The following is a 20227-nucleotide window of genomic DNA, read 5'->3' as shown; positions in this document are numbered from 1 at the left end:
GATGAAAATAAAATAGTTATCAAAAAAATCTTTACTTATAAAAACGAGGTTATATGGAAAAGCTGATCATTGAAGGTGGTAAAAAACTTAGTAATGAAATTAAAGTTAGTGGAGCAAAAAATGCTGTGCTTCCTCTAATGGCATCCTCACTACTGACTGGTGGTGTTTGTAAGATCTATAATGTTCCGGTGCTTAATGATATCAAGATGATGGCACATCTTATGAGAATAATCGGTTCCAGAGTTGATTTTGAAAATTCTGTTCTCACGATAGATAGTAGTCATTGCAGTTATTACGAAGCTCCCTATGAATTAGTAAGCAAAATGAGAGCATCTATCTATGTTCTAAGTCCACTACTTGCCAGATTTGGTCAGGCAAAGGTATCTCTTCCTGGTGGTTGTGCTATTGGAGCACGCCCTATTGATCTTCATCTAATGGCATTAGAGAAGATGGGGGCAGAGATAAAAATTGAACACGGATACATAAATGCTTCAGTAAAACGGCTTAAAGGTTGTGATATCTTATTTGATAAAGCGAGTGTTGGTGCTACAGTAACAGTTTTATTGGCTGCTGTTAAGTCAGATGGAATAACTAAAATCACTAATGCTGCCTTAGAACCTGAAATTGGCGCTGTAATAGATTTTCTCCAAGCAATGGGAGCAGATATTTCCGGTAAAGGGACAACCGAATTAACTGTGAAAGGAGTTGAAAAACTATCACCTGCTGAGACAACTGTTATTCCGGACAGAATAGAAGCTGGAACTTTCTTAATTGCCGGAGCAATAACAAAAAGTGATGTTAAGATCGTTAGATTAGCTCCGGAACACTTAGGTGCACTACTAGAAAAGCTGGAGCAGACCGGATGCAATATTGAGAAAGGAGAGGACTGGATAAGATTGGTTATGGAGAAACATCCTTTACCGGTTGATATAATCACTAAACCCTATCCCGGATTTCCAACAGACTTACAGGCGCAGTTCACTTCGCTGATGTGTTTAGCAGAGGGAACTTCTATTGTTGAAGAGACGATTTTCTCTGAAAGATACCATCATATTCCTGAACTTAATAGATTGGATGCTGATATTACTTTAGAGGGCAATAAAGCTTATATAAAAGGGGTTTCTCAGTTGAGCGGGGCAGAGGTTATGGCTACAGATTTAAGAGCCAGTGCTGCTCTTGTTTTAGCAGGATTAGCAGCTCAGGGTGAAACTACTATTTCTCGTGTTTACCATCTCGATCGTGGTTATGAAAAGATGGAACACAAATTAAATAAAGCTGGTGCTTCCATCAAAAGATTCAACATATAGATACTATGAATTACAAAGAAAAGAACATTATAACAAAGGATATCAACCGAGGAGAACGCATCTTTGTGGCTGCTTCCGAGCTCGACGAAGTCAAATGAACATATTAGTAACAGGTGGAGCCGGATTTATCGGATCTCATTTAATTGAGAAGTTACTCAAGTTAAATCACGATGTCATCTGTCTCGACAACTTTAATGATTTCTACGACCCAAAGATCAAAAGAAACAATATAGAAAACTCTCTTCAAAGCAACAGTTCTTTTATATTGTTAGAAGGAGATATAAGAGACAAGGGTTTTTTAGAAAGTATATTTTCTGATAACAACTTTGATATTGTCGTTCATCTGGCAGCAATGGCTGGAGTAAGACCTTCTATAATCAATCCGGAACTATATTATGATGTAAATTTAACAGGCACTCTATACCTATTAGAGAAATGTAAAGAGCGCGGGATCAAGAAGTTCATCTTCGCCTCTTCATCTTCTGTTTACGGTAATAACAAAAAAATTCCTTTTGCTGAATCAGATTTCGTTGATAACCCCATATCACCTTATGCTGCAAGCAAAAAGTCGGGAGAATTGATCTGTCATTGTTATCATCATCTTTATCAGATGTCAATTGTCTGTCTCAGATACTTCACTGTCTATGGTCCAAGACAAAGACCTGATCTGGCTATTCATAAATTTGCCCGCTTAATGTTGGCGGGGAAACCAATTCCTCTGTATGGAGAGATGTCATCAAGAAGGGACTACACCTATATAGCTGATATCATTGACGGAACATTAAAAGCAATTGATTATGTAACGGAAAACAATTGCTTTGATATTTTTAATCTTGGAGGATCAAAAGCAATATCTCTCTCCGAAATGATAAATTGTTTGGAAAATACTCTTGGGATTAAAGCCCTGATAGAACATTTACCGGCTCAAGAGGGTGATGTATGGCAAACGTATGCTTCCATAGTAAAGAGTCAGAATATACTCGGATACAAGCCAAATACCGAATTTTCAGAAGGAATCAGATTATTTATTGAATGGCTGAAAAAACAAGTTGAAGAGAAAATTTTAGATTTTATACCTTAATAGATACAATAAAAAAAGCTCCCGATAAACAGGAGCTTTTCTTATTTAAAGAGCAATAATCATTCTACTATCTTGGCTAATACGTCATTGCGGGACAAGATAATGTATTTCTTGTTCTCTACATCAATCTCAGTTCCGCTGTATTTGCCATATAGAACCTTATCTCCTGCCTTGAGAATCTTTTGTAATTCTTCGTCTGTTCCCACTGCTATTACCTCACCCATTTGAGGTTTCTCTTTTGCTGTGTCGGGAATGATGATACCGCCAACATTCTTCTCCATCACATCTTTAACCTCTACTACTATACGGTCATCAATCGGTTGTAATTTCATAATCTTCCTCCTTATTTTTCTTTCTTATAATATAAATGATTTCAATATATTAGCAAACTCTCATTTCGAGTGCCAGTTTCCATATTCCCATTAAGATGTCAATTGAAAAATTTAGGTTATTGAAGATGAGTTCAATTTATCGAGAATGATTATTAGTTCTTTAAAGTTAGAAGAGTTTTCAACAGGTCACTTGCTTTTTGTTTTTGCTGGGTTCCATCCTTCATATTTTTCAAAGTCATCATATCATTAGCCAGTTCATCTTCTCCAATGATCAGAGTATATTCTGCACTAGACCGGTCAGCAGCTTTCATCTGTCCCTTTAATGAAGTTCTATCAATATCATATTCGACAGCAATACCCTTGTTACGCAACTCAGCACAAATTTTCAGTGCGTAAGTTGCTGCTTTTTCACCAAGCGAGACAATATAAACCAAAGGTTTCGGTTCTTCACCGAAAGAAAGTTTTTCTGCTTCCATGACAGCCAATAGTCTTTCAAAACCACCGGCAAAACCGATAGCCGGTAAATCGGGTCCTCCTAGATCCTTGATCAGGGTATTGTATCTACCGCCACCGAGCAGAGCATTTTGAGAACCAAGACTGTCGGTTATGATTTCAAAAGCCGTTTTATTATAATAATCCAACCCTCTGATAATGCGTGGATTGACGACATAATTGATATTCAAATTATCCAAGTAATCTTTAACTTCAGTAAAAGACTTTTGGCACGATTCATCGAGATAATCCAGGATTGAAGGTGCCTTATCAGCTATCCTGATACAACTCTCATTCTTACAGTCGAGCAATCTTTTAGGATTTGAGACGATTCGTCTTTGGCAATCACCACAGAGTTGGTCTTTATACTCAGTAAAATACTCTTTGAGGATGTTATCATATTTTGGTGAGCAATTACTGCAACCTATGCTATTGATCTCCAAGCGGTAATTTGTCAGACCGAGAGTTTTAAAAAATTGCATTGCAAAAGAGATAACTTCAGCATCATAATAAGAGTTATCAGAACCGATCAATTCCACGCCATATTGATAGAATTGACGGTATCTTCCTTTTTGTGGTCTGTCATATCTAAACATAGGACCCACATAATACAATTTGTTTAAACTTCCGGTTTTATCGAGACTATTTTCTACGAAACTTCGTACTACCGGTGCAGTACCTTCAGGACGCAGAGCAAATATTCGCCCTTTTTTATCGCTAAACTTATACATCTCTTTTTCTACGATATCGGTAACTTCTCCGACACTACGTTCGAATAATCCGCTGTTCTCGAATATGGGTGTTACTATCTCTCGATAATTATAGACTCGGGCTACATTACGAAAAGCTTCGATAACATATTGCCATTTATAACTCATATCCGGTAAAATATCAAAAGTACCGCGTGGAATTGAGTATTTCTCAGCCATTTCTTTTACCTGCATTATTCGTATTTCATTGTTATTATTTCATTAAAAATGTGTGCACCTGCAGTTGATACCTATCTCATCTGAAAAATGAGGTAGTTAACTCGGAACAGATTTACCGGCGGCACATCGTAAGATCTGCTTATTGCTGCTTCCTTCCGGACCTGACAAGGTTTACAGGTTACAATTGCGTCGGGTCTGTTCGTCAACGCCACTTATCTCATCATCAGGGAGAATCAATATTCGCCTGCAGGGATTCAGCCCCTCTGTAGCGGATTGAGGGTTACAGGGCACCGCTGGCTCCCCGCCTAGCACACATTAGCAAATTCCTTGAATGAAGCATAATTGTCAAGCTCTCTTCTTCGGTCTTTCTTTCCCTTGCCTAAACTTTAGTCTGTGTATCAGAATTGCACCAAGCAACTGATTAATCAGCGATTCAACGAAAAATTCAATTAGCGGTTGTGTTTATAAAAAAAGGGTGAGATAATTCTATCTCACCCTGAAAATCTAATAAAAAGAGCTTGAAAACACTATTTCATCAAGATCATCTTCTTAGTTGAAGTAAATGTGCCCTTCTTCATGCGATAAAAGTAAATACCACTACTTATGTCACGATTCGCTTCATCTTTTCCGTTCCAATAAACAGCCTGTTCACCAGCATCTGCATAACCATTTACCAGTGTTTTAACCCTCTGTCCACGGCTGTTATATATCTCGATTGTGACAAAACCCGCTTCTTCAAGATAGTAACTAATGTTAGTATCCGGATTGAATGGATTAGGATAATTACCAATCAGGTCTGTCTTCTGCGTTATTGGTGTATCAACATTTAATAGTGGCTCTGACCCTGGCTCTTCTAAAACTCCTACTCCACGTACTCTAACCGGTGTACCCATTATTCCAATAGTACGATTGCGAACAGCACTAAAGTAATTTCTCTCATATAGTGGGGCGAATTTGACATATACAGTTTCCGAAACATTTCCTTCTAATGGTTCAATACTCAATATAGGGAGAAATTCTCCATCTTCATCCAATGATACAAGATAGCCGCGTGGTGCACGGATAAGCACTTCAGCCAGTAAATTTTCTCCGGTTAAGTTATAACTGAGGATTGCTTCATCACCGACCAGTACTTCACCAAAATAGAGTGAATCAGGAAAAACTGATAAAACAGGGGGAAATTCTGCGTCTAATACTCCAGTTCCGTAAACCCAGAGAAATTCTCCCATAACACCCATAGTACGGTGGCAGATTCTTCTATTGTATTCTCTGGGGAAGAATGGTACGAACTTAACAAAAATTATCTCCGATAACTCGCTGTCAGAAGGTTCAATTATAAGTTGTGGTAAAAAATCACCCTGTTCGTCTAAAGACAATAGATAACCTAGAGGAGCATTAACAATCACATTAGAGATCAAATTCGTACCTGTTAAAGTGTAGCTTTGTATCGCTTCATCTCCGATCTGTACTTCACCAAAATAGAGTGACTGAGGGGTTATTGTTAGTTCGGGTAAATCTTCTCCGTCAATAATACCCGTTCCTGTTAAAAGAACTAGTTGATCGGGAAAGCCCGTTGTTCGGTTCCTTACTCTACCGTTATAATCTCTCGGGAAAAGAGGTGCGAATTTAACATAGATGGTGGCGGATACCTCCCCCTCAATTTCAGGGATCATCAAATTTTGCTGGTATCCGGTCTCTTCATCTAAAGATATGAGATAACCCATTGTTGAGTGAAGATATACATTGGATACCAAATCAGAACCGGTTAATGTATAACTAAGCACAACCGTTTCTCCCAATTCAACTTCACCAAAAGATAGCTCTTCCGGTTCTACAGACAAAATCGGAGTTTGCGCAAAAATACTGTTGATAGAAGAAGCAATGAGAACAACTACCACTACTAGCAAAAATCTCATTGTTAAATTTTGTTTAATACTTTTCATAAGATACCTCCTTCTGTGAAAAGTCAAAAAGTCATTAAATCAATGACAAATATAGAATTAACTACCCTTTATAATGTGTCAAGACATATTTTGTGTCTCATGTACAGTTCTATTTTTTATCAACAGCAAGGGTTGTCTTTATATTGATGTTTCCTATATAGTTATCTCGGATGGAGCAACTTTTGTTAATACAAATACAATTAGAACGAGATAGAAGGTTTTAAAGATCACCTGCCAAATCAATCGGATGATAAGTTTATTCTATTCGATCTAAAGGGAGCACACGAGTCGGCTAGGGCCGACTCGTAGGGTGACGAGAGATTTCATATTAGGCAAACTTAGAATTTGAGCAAGCAAAGGTGAGATGTCTAGACTACGCTAGACATGACAAAAAGGAGAAGAGGGCTAAAATTATTGGTACTGGAAGCGATCTTTACCCATGAGGAGTTTTGCTGCATTAGGTAGCATTTTTAGTAATTCTTGGTCGATATCCAAAGAAAGTTCTCTGATCTCCCATTGAGCATGGCTATCCGAGCGGAGTCGCGAGAAGTGATACATCTCTCGCAAGTTAGTTTTAAAGAGGAGATTTATTCTGTGAGCATTTGTCAAAATGTATGAGCCAAGGTCTTTCTTCTTCTTTTCCAGATCTTCATAGAGAGTAGCAAGCTCAGCTAAGATTTTGCTGATATGTTTTGCAGAGCCGGTTTTATTAAATATGGGGGGTATAACATAACCATATCGAGGTTGATAATTAGAACGGATAATGGTAGCCATACGATGTCTCTTAAGTTGAGCAAAGCAGCTGGCGGATATAGAAGTTTGAACCATACATTCTACTAACTCAAAGTTCTTTGGTGCCTGATGATATGCTTTCATATCTTGGAAGATGCAGGAAAAGAGTCTTTCTATTTCAGAAGCCGAGATTTTCTTTATCTTGTTGATCAAATTTGATAAATCTTGAGGGTTTTCTTGAAATAAGAAAGAAGCGAGAATTAGTTCTTCAGCATCTGTTGTTAGTACTTTCACTTTGGTTTTTACGGGATAAGTCAGTGAATCGGTTTCAGAAGCAGATCTGAAATTCTTTCCCAAACAGTTGAGGTTTTTTTTGTAAAGATCAGGTTCAATATAGCGGATAAGAGAGGGGGTGAGTTCTTTAACTTGTGCTATGAGAGCATCATAAAGTGTCTTGGCTTCTGTGAGTTCAAGGTTAGCTAAACGGCGGAGCAAATTCTCCAAACTACGGGCATTTATGGTCACACCCATTTGTGTTTCTGTTGCGAGTGGCAAAACATAGCGGGCATCCTCTTTAGCCATCTCTTCCCGTTTTCTAGGGCTCAATTCAGGAGAGTTTTTTTTGTAGAAGGAATTAGCGGTTTCAAAAAGTTCTTTATATAGATCGAAAAGAGTTGTTACTTTTTTTTGAAATGTATCTTTTAACTTGGAATTAGCTAGTTCTGGAGGTGTGTAGTAATTACTCTCCCAAGTAACATATCGTTGTGATTTTTCTGTAAAAGAAGCCAATCTGCTCTTCTGGATATATTCGGTCAGATAACGAGATATACCAATTATATCGAAATTAAAGACAGCATGCTCAGCTATGGATGAGTGTCCCATATCGAAGATGATCTTCTCATTTGATTGTCGAGCTTTTTCGACCTCTTTAATAGCATCCTGTCTCAATTCCGAGACAGTTTTCTTGCTTCTACTTATCCGGGCATAAGCTGCTGAGATCGTTTCAGGAGTTGCCTTTTGCGGCAAATTTAGTTTATCTATCAATGATTTATCTATGTTGTAACCGGCAATTTTTACTATCATTTAAAATATCTCCTCAGATTACAAGGTAAGTATTTATGGTTATCTACTTTCTGAATTCTTCGACAATAGAGACACCGTTGCTTGTCCCGATACGATTGGCGCCAGCTTCGATCATCTTGAGAGCAATCTCAGCACTGCTGACACCACCGGATGCCTTAACTCCGAACTTCGGACCGACTATACGTCGCATCAGTGCGACATCTTCCAATGTAGCACCAGCTGTAGAAAAACCTGTAGAGGTCTTTACAAATAGTGATCCTGCTTTTTTAGCTGCCAAACAGGCAATGATCTTTTCCTCTTCACCCAGCAGACAGGTTTCGATAATAACTTTTAATACAGCATCTTTGTTACGGCAAACATCGGCAACAGTTCCGATATCAGTCAGCAAGGTTGAAATATCTTTCTCCTTGACTGAGGCAATGTTATTAACCATATCAATTTCTTTAGCTCCTTCTCTAATACATTGTTGCGTCTCTTCTCCCTTAACTTCGCTTATATTGGCACCGAGAGGGAATCCGACAACAGAACAAACAAGAGAATTTGTTTTTTTCAGAAATGATTGGCACAAACGAACAAAGTACGGATTTACACAAACCGATTTAAAATTATAACTCTTTGCCTCTTCACAGAGCTTGACGATAGTTTCGGAAGTAGATTGTGGTTTGAGATTTGTATGATCTATGTAACGGGCGATATCTTCGACCTTTGTGACAGTCATATCAGGGCTTTCAGCACGGCAGATCTTACAGCGGAGACATACTTCGTGAGCCCCGCCGCACATGCACTGCCTTTCTTCACCGGGGACTATGAATTTTAGGGCGATTTCTTTGATTATGTTCATACTTGTACTCCTATTGATTAATACAATGATATTTGACTAACTTATATCTTCTTTCAAAATTTGATAATTGGCAGCTAATTGCCCGCATGCTGCCTGTATATCTTTTCCTCTACTTTTACGGTAGGTTACAGCAAAGGGAAGTGGTTGCAGATAACTAATGAATTTCTCGATCTCGTCTGGAGAAGGTGCCTGGAACTCACTATTACACTGTGTTTCATTCCAAGAGATCAAATTAACTTTGCAAGATAGGTCACCCAAAAGTTTAATCAAGGCACGGGCATCTTCCTTGCCGGTATTGAATCCCTTAAACATGACATATTCTAACGTTATACGAAAAGGGTTATTACGTCTATAGAGTTGTAAATCCTGTTTCAGTTCCTTCAGGGGATATAGTTTTGCTACAGGCATGAGATATTCTCTTTTCTCCTGTATTGCTGAGTTTAGAGATACTGCTAACTTGATTTTAACCTTTTCAGCAAGAAGCTTTCTGATGCCGGGGATCAAACCGCAAGTTGATACGGTAATACGTCTGGGACTAAAGGAAAGCAGGCGATTATCCTGCATCAATCTGATAGCCCTGAAGACATTCACATGATTATCAAGAGGTTCTCCCATACCCATAAAAACGAGATTAGTTATCCGTCTTCCTAATGAATAGCGAAAAGCCAGCAATAATTGAGTAATTATCTCAGCTGAGTCTAGATTACGCTTGAAACCGATATCACCGGTAGCACAAAACCGACACCTTCTTAGACAACCAACTTGCGAGGAGATACAGAGTGTTAATTTCTCTTTCTCAGGAATAAGTACCATTTCTATATGACTATTATCCGCCAATTTTAGAAGAAATTTGGTTGTTCCGTCATTAGAAACAGTTTTTTGTTTGATTAGTGGAAATTGCAGAGGATAATGATTTGCTAGATAGTCTCTCAGTTGCTTGGGAAGATTGGACATTAAGCTAAAGTCGGGAACAAATTTTTTAAAAATCCAATCACAGATTTGAATAGATCTATACCGAGCTGTCTTGATACTGTTATCACACAGAGGTATTAATATTTCCTGCCAATCTTCAGGTGTATAGGCAATAGGGGAGACATTACGGTTGGTCATTTTTTTTGATTGTTCTTGTGCCTTCGTTGATGATTTTTCTTTTGCTTGGGTGCATTCTCAACCTGTTTGCCACTTTTCATATCGAGAAATTGTTGTAACGGAATGATCTCGATGAGTTGATCTTCATTGGATAGATGGACTTTTTGATTATAATAATCGTTCTTATAGACAAAGAACTTTTGCTTGTTATACTCGATTTCATCACCAATTTCAGGAAATCCCTTTGATGACTCAACGTAGAAATCTTCTTCATAATTAAGGCAACAGAGTAGTCTTCCGCAGGGACCGGAGATCTTGGATAGATTTCCCGATAAATTTTGATCTTTCACCATCTTTATAGTGACTTGATTAAATCTCTTGAGAAATGAAGCACAACAGTATTTATAACCACACATACCAATACCGCCGATCCTCTTTGCTTCATCTCTTCCTGTAGATTGATGCAATTCTATTCTCGTTTTGAATATTGTGGCAAGTTCACGGACAAAATCACGAAAGTCAATACGACTATCGGCAGTAAAAAAGAAGGTCAGTTTGTTACCATCAAATTGATAAATGGTTTCGATAAGCTTCATCTCAAAGGAGTATTTTGGCAACAGAGAAGTGAATTTTTCAGCTGCTGTACGTTCCTTGTCCCTAACAATATCGAGCTGTTTACATTCTTCATCTTGGGCGATTTTGATTATCTTCATTATCTTGTTATTAGCAAAAAGATTGTCTAATTCTTCATTAGAAATCGAACCATGAATTACAGTAGCAATATCATAACCACGCTCTACTTCTACAATAACAAGCATATCGGGTTCAAGCATCAAATTATTTGGATTAGTGAAATATCCGAGCCGCCCTGAGCGAAACTCAACTTCCACAAAGTGATTCATATTTACCTCTATTTATTACTCTTAAATATCATCTTAAAGATTTAAAAAAAATCACAGACTAAAGTCTATGCTACAGAACCGAGGAAAACACTTCCTCGTGGCTGCTTCCGAGTTCGACGAAGTCAAAAGTTCTTATTTTTAGTCAGTTACTTTTGATTTTGTATCTGTTTGAACAGTTCTATTTCAGCGTCGGTTAAGGGCAGATCTCGCCTCTTTTTAACAATTTGAGCAGTTTCGAGAAATGACACCATTTGATAAGGGATCAAATCATTAGCACTACCCCAACTATAAGAGGGAATATAGTCAGTAATTAACTTAGATCCATAAAGATTGCATCCAAGTCCAATTACCGCGCCAGTATTGATAGTGCAGTTAATACCAGTTTTAGTATGATCACCGATCACTACACCCAAAAACTGACAACCAGTCTCTATCTTCTTATTCCAAGGATAGAAATAGGATTTTATCGGCTTATAGTTGTTCTTTAAGTCACTATTATTAGTGTCGGCACCTAAGTTAATCCACTCTCCTAAGTAACTGTGTCCCAAAAAACCGTCATGTTGTTTATTGGAATATCCTTGAAAAATCGTTGCTTCCACCTCACCACCGATCTTACAAACTGGACCAATTGACGTTCCTGCATATATCTTAGCACCGCTTTTAATAACAGACCTCTTTCCAATATAGACAGGTCCAATAATAACTGCATTCGGAAGAATATTTACTCCTTCATCAATAACAACCGGACCATTAGATGCATCGATCACCACCCCCGGTTTCATCTCTGTTCCTTCTCCGATCCAGACATTATAGGGATTGAGTATTGTTACCCCCATCTCTGTCTCGTAAAAATTGTCCTGATCGTAGAAGAAATCTTCAAAATCTCTCTTTATATACTCTGCATTACTGGAAATTAATTCCCAGATATATTGCCAACAATTACCTGTATTTAGCGAAATATTATTGAGTTTATCAAAAAGAGAATCGCAATTTTCCGCAGTTAGATCTTGTCCTTCAACTTTTAAACGGGCAACCAAAAAGCAATTATCATCAGCATAAACTGAGTTTTCTGGTAGATCATGGATTCGTTTTACCCAGTCATCATCTATCTTTAATCTGCTGTTAATAAATAGTGTCTCTCCGCTCTTTATAGAATTGATCTGTCGGTTCGGATGCCTATACCGGTATAATGATTCGAGTCTGGAAGAAATAATTAAGGGCGGATTTTCTATCTCAAGATATGCAGCGATTCGTTGCCTTAATTTGAGAATACCTACTCTGAGATCACCCTGAGAACGATTCAGAGTCAGAGGATAAAAATTCTCTGTAAATCTATCATCAAATATCACATAAGTCATTGTTAACCTCAATACTTAGAACTACAGCAGTAGTTGTTTAATGATTTACATAATTTTATGCAAGATGATTAAGTCAATAAAAAGTGGTGAAAGAGGAGAACGGTAAAATAGTATTAATACTCAATGAGCAAAAAAGCTTCTCATCAATCTTTAAGAGAACAAGATCATACTTTCCAAGAGAATAGGTTTAAGACGCCTCTGAGAGTGACAATTATTAGATAAAATGGTTGGATAATTGCCCAATACGGGAAAAAACTCATTCTTTGCTTTTCCGATTCAAAAAGTTTAAAATGAGATGCTACATAAATAAATTCAACTATTGCTTTAAATAGGAACATAAGCATCGCTAACTGCCAACAGAGAAAAATCAGAGTAATGATAGATACATGTACAATAAATATTGAAACCAGATAAACAAAGAACTCGGGATTTAGTTGCAATTGCCATTTAGCATTAGAAGCCCAACGGCTACGTTGACTGATCAACTTTCCAAATGTTGAGACAGGTTGAGTATAGACAAAAGAGTGGTTAATTAGGGAAAAACGAATTTTAAATCTCTCTTTACGAAAGAGTTGCATCAAGTTAACATCGTCTCCGGAAAGAATGTGTTTGATCTTCTCAAAACCACCAACCTTCTTATAAGCGGTTCTTAAATATGCTAGATTCTGATTGGAACAGGAAAAATATTTGCCCGCAAAAATTGCACCGGCAGCAGCCATAAACATGAGGAGGAAATCGAAATATTCGAATTTTTCCAGCAAAGTGCTATTTCTCCAATTGGGAATAAGAGTACGAGAAAAGCCGGCAACCATTGATATATTATCAGTAAAGTTACTAACCATCGCTTCTACCCAATATTTAGTGACTAAACAGTCAGCATCAGTTAGCAAGATTATTTCACCGTCGCTCTCTTTTATTGCCTCTGATAGGGCAAACTTTTTGGGTGATACAGCAACCGGAGTTTTCTTGATCTGGACTAATTGGACGTTATTCCATTTATCTGCGAATTGTTGAACTATCTGAGCTGTCTTATCTTCTGATCTATCATCAATAACATAGACCTTATAAAGCTCTTCAGGATAGGATTGATTTACCAATGAAGTCAAAAGACGTCCAATATTTTTTTCTTCATTTCTGGCTGCTATGATGATCGATACAGTTTTCTTCTTGTAGATCAATTCCTCGTTTCTTCTTTTGTAACCGTAAGCAAAAATTATCAGATAAAATAGATAATCAATAAGAAAGAGAAAACCGATAAAGAAGAGAAGCATGTAAAAAGGCATTGTGATCTTCCAGTTAAAATAGTTTTAATTATCTATGGTCGCGGAATAATAACATTTGGAGCATTCTGATCAAAGAACGAGATTGAATCCTGTTCAGTACTCCTGCGACCCCCTAAGTTCACGATCAATGAATCATATAGGTTTTCACGATACATGGAAGGGTGGAAATTATATCGGAGACTGTCAGATAATAGAGTAGGCTCGGTACCGGCAATAAAATACTCTTCAATACTAGCTTCTGTCAAACTTCGAGGAAGTAGTCCTGTCCTGGCAGAGACACGTTGAGTTATGATGCCATTCGGCTTGGTAAGTTCCAGTTCCAGGGCATCAACAATTGGAGTTCCAGTACTGCTTTTGGGAGCAATTCTTTCAATCGCTTTTTGCATTACTGGAGGCCAAGAGGGGAGAGCTGCCACAGCACCGGTTTGATTTCTACCCATAGATGTGTTATCATCAAAACCAACCCAAATACCCAGAACGAGCTGCTTGTTAAAACCAATAAACCAAGCATCTCGATAGTCATCTGTTGTTCCTGTTTTACCAGCTGCAAACCAGCGATATCCTCTCGTTCTTACAGATCTACCCGTCCCTTCATCAACTACTGTTTGCAGTAAATTTGCTACCAGATAAGCTGTTTTATCGTCAACTACTCTGATGTGTTCCGGTACAGCCATTTCAAGTAGATTACCGTTCTTATCCTCTATACGACGCACGAAAATGGGGGTCACCCTTGTTCCATTATTGGCGAAAGTTGTATAGGCAGTTACAAGTTCCATCGGAATTACTTCAAAAGAACCTATTGCTAAAGAATAATAAGGTCTCAAAGGAGTTGTCAACCCGAATCTCCTACCATAATCAACAACCCTTGAAGGTCCAATATCGGTAATAACTTTTACGGCAGCCGTGTTAATTGACTTATTCAATGCTTCTCTCAACCTGACATAACCTTCAAAAGTTTGAGAATAGTTCCGTGGTTTCCAGAAAACTGAGTCACTCTGAACAAATACTACCGGTTCATCTTTAATTATGGTTGCCGGTGTATATCTATAATCTAAAGCGGCAGTATAAAGGATCGGTTTAAAGGCAGAGCCAGGTTGTCTTCTTGCTTGAGTCACCCTGTTGAATTTGCTATGATTGAAATTTCTACCTCCAATCATCACTCTGACATATCCGGTTTGCGGTTCTATACCCAAAACACCACCCTGTATATAGGGTGTAGTTATGTCAGTCATATTGGGAGGGAAATCCTCATATTTTTCGGGATATCTTTGTCTCTGTTCTAACATTGTTAATTCATTATTCAATAATGAATCGGCATAAATCTGTAAATCGTAATCAAGGGTTGTATAAATCTTTAACCCCTCTGTGAAGAGCCGGGTTGTTCCATATTTTCTTTCGACAAGTAATCTGATATGTTCTAAGAAATAATCTGCTGTTCCTTGATTTCCTCTTTGTGAAGCTAATATAATAGGTTCATCGATAAGTTCTCTGTATTCTTGTTCATTTATTACTCCCTGATCATACATTACATATAAAACGGTATTTCTTCTTCTAATGGCACGGTCAGGATAACTGATAGGAGAATAGGCACTAGGCAGCTGTATAAGTCCGATTATCATTGCTGCTTCTGATATTGTCAGATCTTGTGCATCCTTATTAAAATAGCGGTGTGACGCAGCTTCGACACCATAAACACCCGCTCCTAAATAGACTTTATCGAGGTACATTTCTAAGATCTCGTATTTACTGTAATTCTGCTCTATCTTGACAGCCAGCATCATTTCTTTGATTTTTCTGGGGATCTGCTTATCAAAGGTCAGGAACATATTTCGTGCCAGCTGTTGAGTTATAGTACTACCACCCTGAGAAAAATCACCTCTTCTCAGATCTATGAGAATGGCGCTGATTGTCCTGTAGAGGTCAACCCCCCAGTGGGAGTAGAATCTTCTATCTTCAACCGCCAGTAACCCATCAATAAGATAATCGGGCAACTCACTCAGGTCGGTATTCCTTCGATGTTCAACTGCAAAGACATGGATCAGCCTATCATTGATATCATAAACCTCCGAACCTGTCTTCATATCATAACGCTGTAATTCAGAGAGAGGGGGTAACTGGTTACTATAGAAAAAAAATAAACCAGCAAAGACTCCTGCCATCAAGAAAACTATGCCGACCATAATGTATAGATATCTATAGATGTAAAACTTCATTATTCTCCTGCCAATTTAGTTTATTTAGTAGCAAATAAGCTATATATCCAGTGATTGCACCTGTTATCATTCCCAATATTATTAACAATGGAGTCAAATAAAATATTTCACTCTCTTTGATTAACAGCAATCTTACCATGAGTAGTTGTCCGAAATTATGGGATACTGCACCTGCTAAACTGATCCCAATAATGCTGAAATTTATCGGTATTATGAAGAGGAAAACCATAATTGAAAAAGATATTACACTACCGCTAAAAGATAAAATTGTGGTTGGACTGAACAAAGTACCGGTAATAAAACCACCAAGTAAGATTTTAGCAAACATTACCAAGAATGCTTCTCGATAGTTCCTTGTAAGAATCAATATTAAAGGGATAACATTAGCTAAGCCAATCTTCATGAAAGGCAAAGGTTTAGGAATAAAGCTCTCTAAGATGTATATAGAGGAAGCAGCAGCAGTAAAGAGAGCTGTTAATATAAGTCTTCTCCCTGAATTCATCTTCCTGAAATTTAGCGAATTATTGGTTTCAGCTGTTTTCATACTATATTACCAAAATGAAAAACCGCGTCTAACAAATATTTCATGAGAATTCTTTTCACCTTCCGGTTTTAAATAGAATCTGTATGCTAATCTCAAACGGTAAGGGAGATTATAATGAAATGTAAAATTATGATACAATAGTAAATCTCTTCTCCCCACAACATCAACAGGTTTCTGTAACAGCATCTCATAATCAATGAATAAATCACGAGCAACTAACTTACCCATAGTTATAGAGAGATTGTTCAAGATGATATTCTTGCCAAATTGAATGACCTCGTTTTCTTCTTCCGGTTCACGCGTTCTGTCGGTAAACCCATAGGCACGAATAAGATTCTCAACCAAACTTGGTCTGATGGCAAAATAGTCCAGTTTAAACAATTGTCGTGTTCTATTGATAAAGGGATAGATAAAAGGATCGACAAATGCTCCGGATAAACCAATACCGGCCAATTGAAGAAACTCATCCTGCATTAACGCATTCTGCTCAGATCGTGGGATATCTTCCAATCTCTGATTGTATCTTAATTTTGATAAAACATGAAGTATTGTCGTATCTTCAGGATTATCAGATTTTAAATTGAACTGCATGGTATCTAAAATATCGGAGGAACTACCATTAGTTTCATTAAAAATCTCCAAAGTAATTAAACTGCCATCTGATGCATATTTATAAAAAATACCGTTCAATCTATAATCATCTAGATCATAATTGATTAAGAATTGAGCGAAATCAAGACTAAAGGAGGTACCAAACATATCTAATGAACCGGAATCTGCGGACAAGAAAGCATTTGCCGGAATCCATGTTTCATCTTCATAGACGAGATGAAGGTAACTATTCGTATTAACCAAGAGGTTCAAGGGATAAGTCACATAACGAACCTGATTATTGGCGACAAGCATCAGATCTAATTCTAAAGGTATAGGAGTAGGAGTTCTGTCAGGCCTTCTTTCGGTTGCAATGTTAATCAATTTGAAAAGATTTTCTGTATCAGGAGGATAAGTTACATAAGTGTGTGAAATATGCAGATCAGCTGTAATTTTAATATCATCGAAAGGTCCCCTTATTTCTGCTTCTGAAGAATCCCTTCCTCTGACAACGACATTACCGGTAGAACCATGGGGTAAGTATCTGGGAAGATGTATTGATACACCGTTTGGTGTTGTAGTAGCATAGAAATGACCCAAGTTAAGAAAACCGAGTTGAAAATCATCACCGTTCTCTCTGATCTCATTTCGAATGAATATTCTTCCCTCGCCTATCTGAGCTTCAAAAAGGTTTATAGTCATTCTGTTGTTATCAAATTGTAAATCAAGATTGATATCCTCAGCTCTTTCCGGCTGATTCTTAACTTTTAGATTACCCCTATTGATGACAAAATTACCTGTAGTAACTGAAAGTTCTTCCTGCCTAATACCTAATTGAAGTTCCAGATCAGTCTCAGATCTACCACTTTCAAGAAAGTTGAAAGTGTTAGCGAGAACTCTTAGCAAATCTCCTGAAAAATCTACTCTTAACTCGTCATCAGTGTCGAAGACACGATTTGTGATGATATTATAACCGAGAACTCCTTTGATACTCATTTCGAAAAGATCTTCTTTTTGAGCAGAGAATTTATTAGTGGATAGAATGTTATCAGTCTGTCTAACGTTTAACTGAAGTGTATCAACAGCAAAATCTGCTGAATTACCATTTAATCTACCATTGACCGGTGACCAAATGTAACGGAATTCAGTAGCAGTTAATTCAACATCGATCACATTGCTGCGTTCTCTTCTTATGTAGTGCAGATCAGCATTAATTAAACCAGTCAAGTTACTATCAGGCATTAAATTATTTGCCGACAGATCGTTTATGTAAACATCTATATCAGTATCTAGATCGCTATTAAAGAGAGTATGACCTGTTAAAACGAGCAGAGGGTCATTTCCTATAGACCTGATTGTGCCATCATAATCTATCGATAGAGGAGTTTCTAAAGTATTATTTATATCACTGTTAGCCAAAGAGAAAGAAAAATCATTTTTGAACGGACCGAGTTTTCTATAAGATAAGTTGTTCCCATTAAAAGATCCTGTTATGTGATTAGGATAAGCAATATCAATTTCTATATCAAGTTCTCCTTTGATTTGATTTGCTATACTTGGTTTAAAAAAATATCGCAGATATCTGGAAAGCTCGACATTATTTCCACTAACATTTGCTGTGACATTCAGATCAGGTTTGGCAGTTATTATTAAGTCTGTATTTAGATCTTTGTTTAACAAAAATTTATCTGTTTTAAGACTATCTAAACTTCCTGATCCTGAGATGATAATGCTAAACGGTTCATAATGATATGTTGTGTTAATAGTTTCGAAAGAAAAAGAGGAACTTTTTTTCAGAAAATCAAGATAAACATCAGATCTGAAGTTTCCCTGTAATTCACCATACCGAAGATTATACATTCTTATTGCTGTTTCACCCTTCAGTACTTTATTCTCATAAGATAACTCCAATCTGCCAGTCAGATTGGGATAGGATTTTAACAGAGATGTCCTCTTTTTGACTGTTTCATTTAGATTAATACCGTGTAGATTTAAAGTGGAAGAGAATTCCTTCTCTGCAATATTTCCTTGTGTTGATATATTTAAACGTTGACCTTTCAAAGTTGAGGTGAAATCATTATTAATCAGGTTAAAATCCATTTCCATACCAGATAGAGAGAGAAATCCGTTTTCGATGTTCAAATTACTAAGTGATGAGTTAATAGTTATGCCTTCTTGGTAATTTATTGCTGTATTGATGTCTGCTACAAAACTATAATCATATAAGTTAACTGCTAATCTTTCCTTTTGAAGGTTGAAGTTTAATCCTAGATCAGATGAAAAACTACCTTTACCTTCGAGATTATTATTTTGCCAAATAGCTTGATCAAGAGAAATATTAAGTTGCTTGTCGAAATACTCTCCGGTTAAAATAATATCTTTGACTTTCTCACTATAAAGCTCGATCTGTTTGCTTTCTAAAAGTAATAAGCCAATAGGTTGCGATATCGATCCTGTAATTTTTAATTCTATATCAGCAGTTCCGTTAACCACAGGCAGATAATTATCTAAGGTAACCTTCTCAGAATTGAGACTAAGGTTTATTTCGGGTTGTGAAAAGATATTCATTACTTCTATATGAAGAAGAGCTGAATTACCATCTAATAAGAGACTATCTGTATTCAGAAATAACCGCTCTTCATTAGCAAAAAATATAATATCTTCAGCTAATAATATCCTACCTTCATAAACAGCTTCAAGATCAGTAATTGATCCGTTTAATTTTAATGTTCCATCTTTGTATTGACCCTGTAGATCTACTTGAAGAGAAAGTTCTGATAAATAATGCGAAATCAATTCAGTCGGCTGATAATTGCTAACTACAAACTCAAACGATGAAATCTGTCCCTTAATTGTTTCAAGATTAATATCTATAGTCGCAGTAGATATTTCATTCTCTCTTTCGTTATCTTTTTTGTCATATAATGCTGCTTCATGGTACAATTTAAGATTATAATTACTGGTACGATTATTTTCAACCTGCAAATCAAAACGAGGGAAAGTATCATAGTAGGTTATGAAGTCATCTTTGTATTCAATATTTAAAGTGCCGTTAAAAAGAGTTAATATCCTAAAATAATCACTAATATCGGGTAGGATCGGCAAGGAAAAAGCTTTTTGCTGTTCCTCAGCTTGCAGAACAGTTTCTGATGTAGGAATTCTAACAGATATAACTGGTTCAATAATTGAGATGCTTTCAACAGCTTTTGAGATCTTTATATTCGAGACAAGGACTTTTAAAAGATTGTAATTTACATAGATGTTTGCTACTTCAACCCGAAAGACTTCATTCGGATCTTCAATACTAATATTTGAAAGATGTAATTGTCTGTCTGTAAGAGAAAGAGTACCTATTGATGATGTAGCACCAAGCTCTTTTTCTACCATAGAAGTCAGTTTGTTAATAATCCAAGCTTCATATCTAACAAACCTGACTATTACCAGAAAAGAGATATTTATCAAAAAGAGAATTCCCAGTAGGATAAACAACCATCTCTTATTCTTCAA

The 20227-nt window shown here is 37.0% G+C and carries 14 protein-coding genes and 1 other RNA gene; 2 read left to right on the top strand and 13 right to left on the bottom strand.

Annotated features, from left to right (window positions below; all coding sequences use genetic code 11):
* The first annotated feature begins 53 nt into the window (after window positions 1–53).
* The gene (gene murA, locus K0B81_02140; protein MBW6515401.1) at window positions 54–1307 is read left to right on the top strand and encodes a UDP-N-acetylglucosamine 1-carboxyvinyltransferase; all 1254 of its coding nucleotides are present in this window, start codon (window positions 54–56) and stop codon (window positions 1305–1307) included.
* 94 nt (window positions 1308–1401) lie between these two features.
* Window positions 1402–2388 (top strand): GDP-mannose 4,6-dehydratase, encoded by a 987-nt coding sequence (locus K0B81_02135; GenBank protein ID MBW6515400.1) that lies wholly within the window; start codon window positions 1402–1404, stop codon window positions 2386–2388.
* Window positions 2389–2447: 59 nt separating this feature from the next.
* Here the strand turns inward: K0B81_02135 and K0B81_02130 are convergent, their stop codons facing one another.
* From K0B81_02130 to K0B81_02070, 13 genes are all read right to left on the bottom strand, one after another.
* Window positions 2448–2720, bottom strand: a complete 273-nt coding sequence (locus K0B81_02130) for a co-chaperone GroES (protein MBW6515399.1) — start codon at window positions 2718–2720, stop codon at window positions 2448–2450.
* 152 nt (window positions 2721–2872) lie between these two features.
* Window positions 2873–4141, bottom strand: a complete 1269-nt coding sequence (gene hisS, locus K0B81_02125; GenBank protein MBW6515398.1) for a histidine--tRNA ligase — start codon at window positions 4139–4141, stop codon at window positions 2873–2875.
* A 50-nt stretch (window positions 4142–4191) separates the two neighbouring features.
* An RNA gene (ffs, locus tag K0B81_02120) (signal recognition particle sRNA large type) lies at window positions 4192–4455 on the bottom strand.
* A gap of 213 nt (window positions 4456–4668) precedes the next feature.
* Complete coding sequence (locus tag K0B81_02115; GenBank protein ID MBW6515397.1) at window positions 4669–6084, bottom strand: T9SS type A sorting domain-containing protein; 1416 nt, start codon at window positions 6082–6084, stop codon at window positions 4669–4671.
* A gap of 411 nt (window positions 6085–6495) precedes the next feature.
* Window positions 6496–7899, bottom strand: a complete 1404-nt coding sequence (thyX, locus tag K0B81_02110) for an FAD-dependent thymidylate synthase (GenBank protein MBW6515396.1) — start codon at window positions 7897–7899, stop codon at window positions 6496–6498.
* Window positions 7900–7942: 43 nt separating this feature from the next.
* The gene (gene deoC / locus K0B81_02105; GenBank protein MBW6515395.1) at window positions 7943–8740 is read right to left on the bottom strand and encodes a deoxyribose-phosphate aldolase; all 798 of its coding nucleotides are present in this window, start codon (window positions 8738–8740) and stop codon (window positions 7943–7945) included.
* 36 nt (window positions 8741–8776) lie between these two features.
* A complete protein-coding gene (gene rlmN, locus K0B81_02100) occupies window positions 8777–9850 on the bottom strand; it encodes a 23S rRNA (adenine(2503)-C(2))-methyltransferase RlmN (protein ID MBW6515394.1) in 1074 nt (357 codons plus the stop codon).
* Window positions 9847–10731: a Tpl protein gene (locus K0B81_02095; protein MBW6515393.1), complete on the bottom strand. Its 885-nt coding sequence runs from the start codon at window positions 10729–10731 to the stop codon at window positions 9847–9849. Before K0B81_02095 ends, rlmN begins: the two co-directional genes overlap by 4 nt.
* A gap of 146 nt (window positions 10732–10877) precedes the next feature.
* A complete protein-coding gene (locus K0B81_02090) occupies window positions 10878–12089 on the bottom strand; it encodes a hypothetical protein (GenBank protein MBW6515392.1) in 1212 nt (403 codons plus the stop codon).
* A gap of 164 nt (window positions 12090–12253) precedes the next feature.
* Window positions 12254–13372 (bottom strand): glycosyltransferase, encoded by a 1119-nt coding sequence (locus K0B81_02085; GenBank protein MBW6515391.1) that lies wholly within the window; start codon window positions 13370–13372, stop codon window positions 12254–12256.
* A 32-nt stretch (window positions 13373–13404) separates the two neighbouring features.
* Window positions 13405–15585, bottom strand: coding sequence for a PBP1A family penicillin-binding protein (locus tag K0B81_02080; GenBank protein MBW6515390.1), 2181 nt, complete (start codon window positions 15583–15585; stop codon window positions 13405–13407).
* Window positions 15566–16129, bottom strand: a complete 564-nt coding sequence (locus K0B81_02075; GenBank protein ID MBW6515389.1) for a Gx transporter family protein — start codon at window positions 16127–16129, stop codon at window positions 15566–15568. Before K0B81_02075 ends, K0B81_02080 begins: the two co-directional genes overlap by 20 nt.
* A gap of 6 nt (window positions 16130–16135) precedes the next feature.
* Window positions 16136–20227: a hypothetical protein gene (locus tag K0B81_02070; GenBank protein ID MBW6515388.1), complete on the bottom strand. Its 4092-nt coding sequence runs from the start codon at window positions 20225–20227 to the stop codon at window positions 16136–16138.

It is taken from the genome of Candidatus Cloacimonadota bacterium (assembly GCA_019429305.1).
Classification (GTDB): Bacteria; Cloacimonadota; Cloacimonadia; order Cloacimonadales; family JAJBBL01; genus JAHYIR01.
This window is presented reverse-complemented; position numbering and strand designations above follow the sequence as displayed.

Coding starts and splice junctions, on each gene's coding strand:
- murA (MBW6515401.1), top strand. CDS start 54: ATGGAAAAGCTGATCATTGAAGGTGGTAAAAAACTTAGTAATGAAATT.
- K0B81_02135 (MBW6515400.1), top strand. CDS start 1,402: ATGAACATATTAGTAACAGGTGGAGCCGGATTTATCGGATCTCATTTA.
- K0B81_02130 (MBW6515399.1), bottom strand. CDS start 2,720: ATGAAATTACAACCGATTGATGACCGTATAGTAGTAGAGGTTAAAGAT.
- hisS (MBW6515398.1), bottom strand. CDS start 4,141: ATGGCTGAGAAATACTCAATTCCACGCGGTACTTTTGATATTTTACCG.
- K0B81_02115 (MBW6515397.1), bottom strand. CDS start 6,084: ATGAAAAGTATTAAACAAAATTTAACAATGAGATTTTTGCTAGTAGTG.
- thyX (MBW6515396.1), bottom strand. CDS start 7,899: ATGATAGTAAAAATTGCCGGTTACAACATAGATAAATCATTGATAGAT.
- deoC (MBW6515395.1), bottom strand. CDS start 8,740: ATGAACATAATCAAAGAAATCGCCCTAAAATTCATAGTCCCCGGTGAA.
- rlmN (MBW6515394.1), bottom strand. CDS start 9,850: ATGACCAACCGTAATGTCTCCCCTATTGCCTATACACCTGAAGATTGG.
- K0B81_02095 (MBW6515393.1), bottom strand. CDS start 10,731: ATGAATCACTTTGTGGAAGTTGAGTTTCGCTCAGGGCGGCTCGGATAT.
- K0B81_02090 (MBW6515392.1), bottom strand. CDS start 12,089: ATGACTTATGTGATATTTGATGATAGATTTACAGAGAATTTTTATCCT.
- K0B81_02085 (MBW6515391.1), bottom strand. CDS start 13,372: ATGCCTTTTTACATGCTTCTCTTCTTTATCGGTTTTCTCTTTCTTATT.
- K0B81_02080 (MBW6515390.1), bottom strand. CDS start 15,585: ATGAAGTTTTACATCTATAGATATCTATACATTATGGTCGGCATAGTT.
- K0B81_02075 (MBW6515389.1), bottom strand. CDS start 16,129: ATGAAAACAGCTGAAACCAATAATTCGCTAAATTTCAGGAAGATGAAT.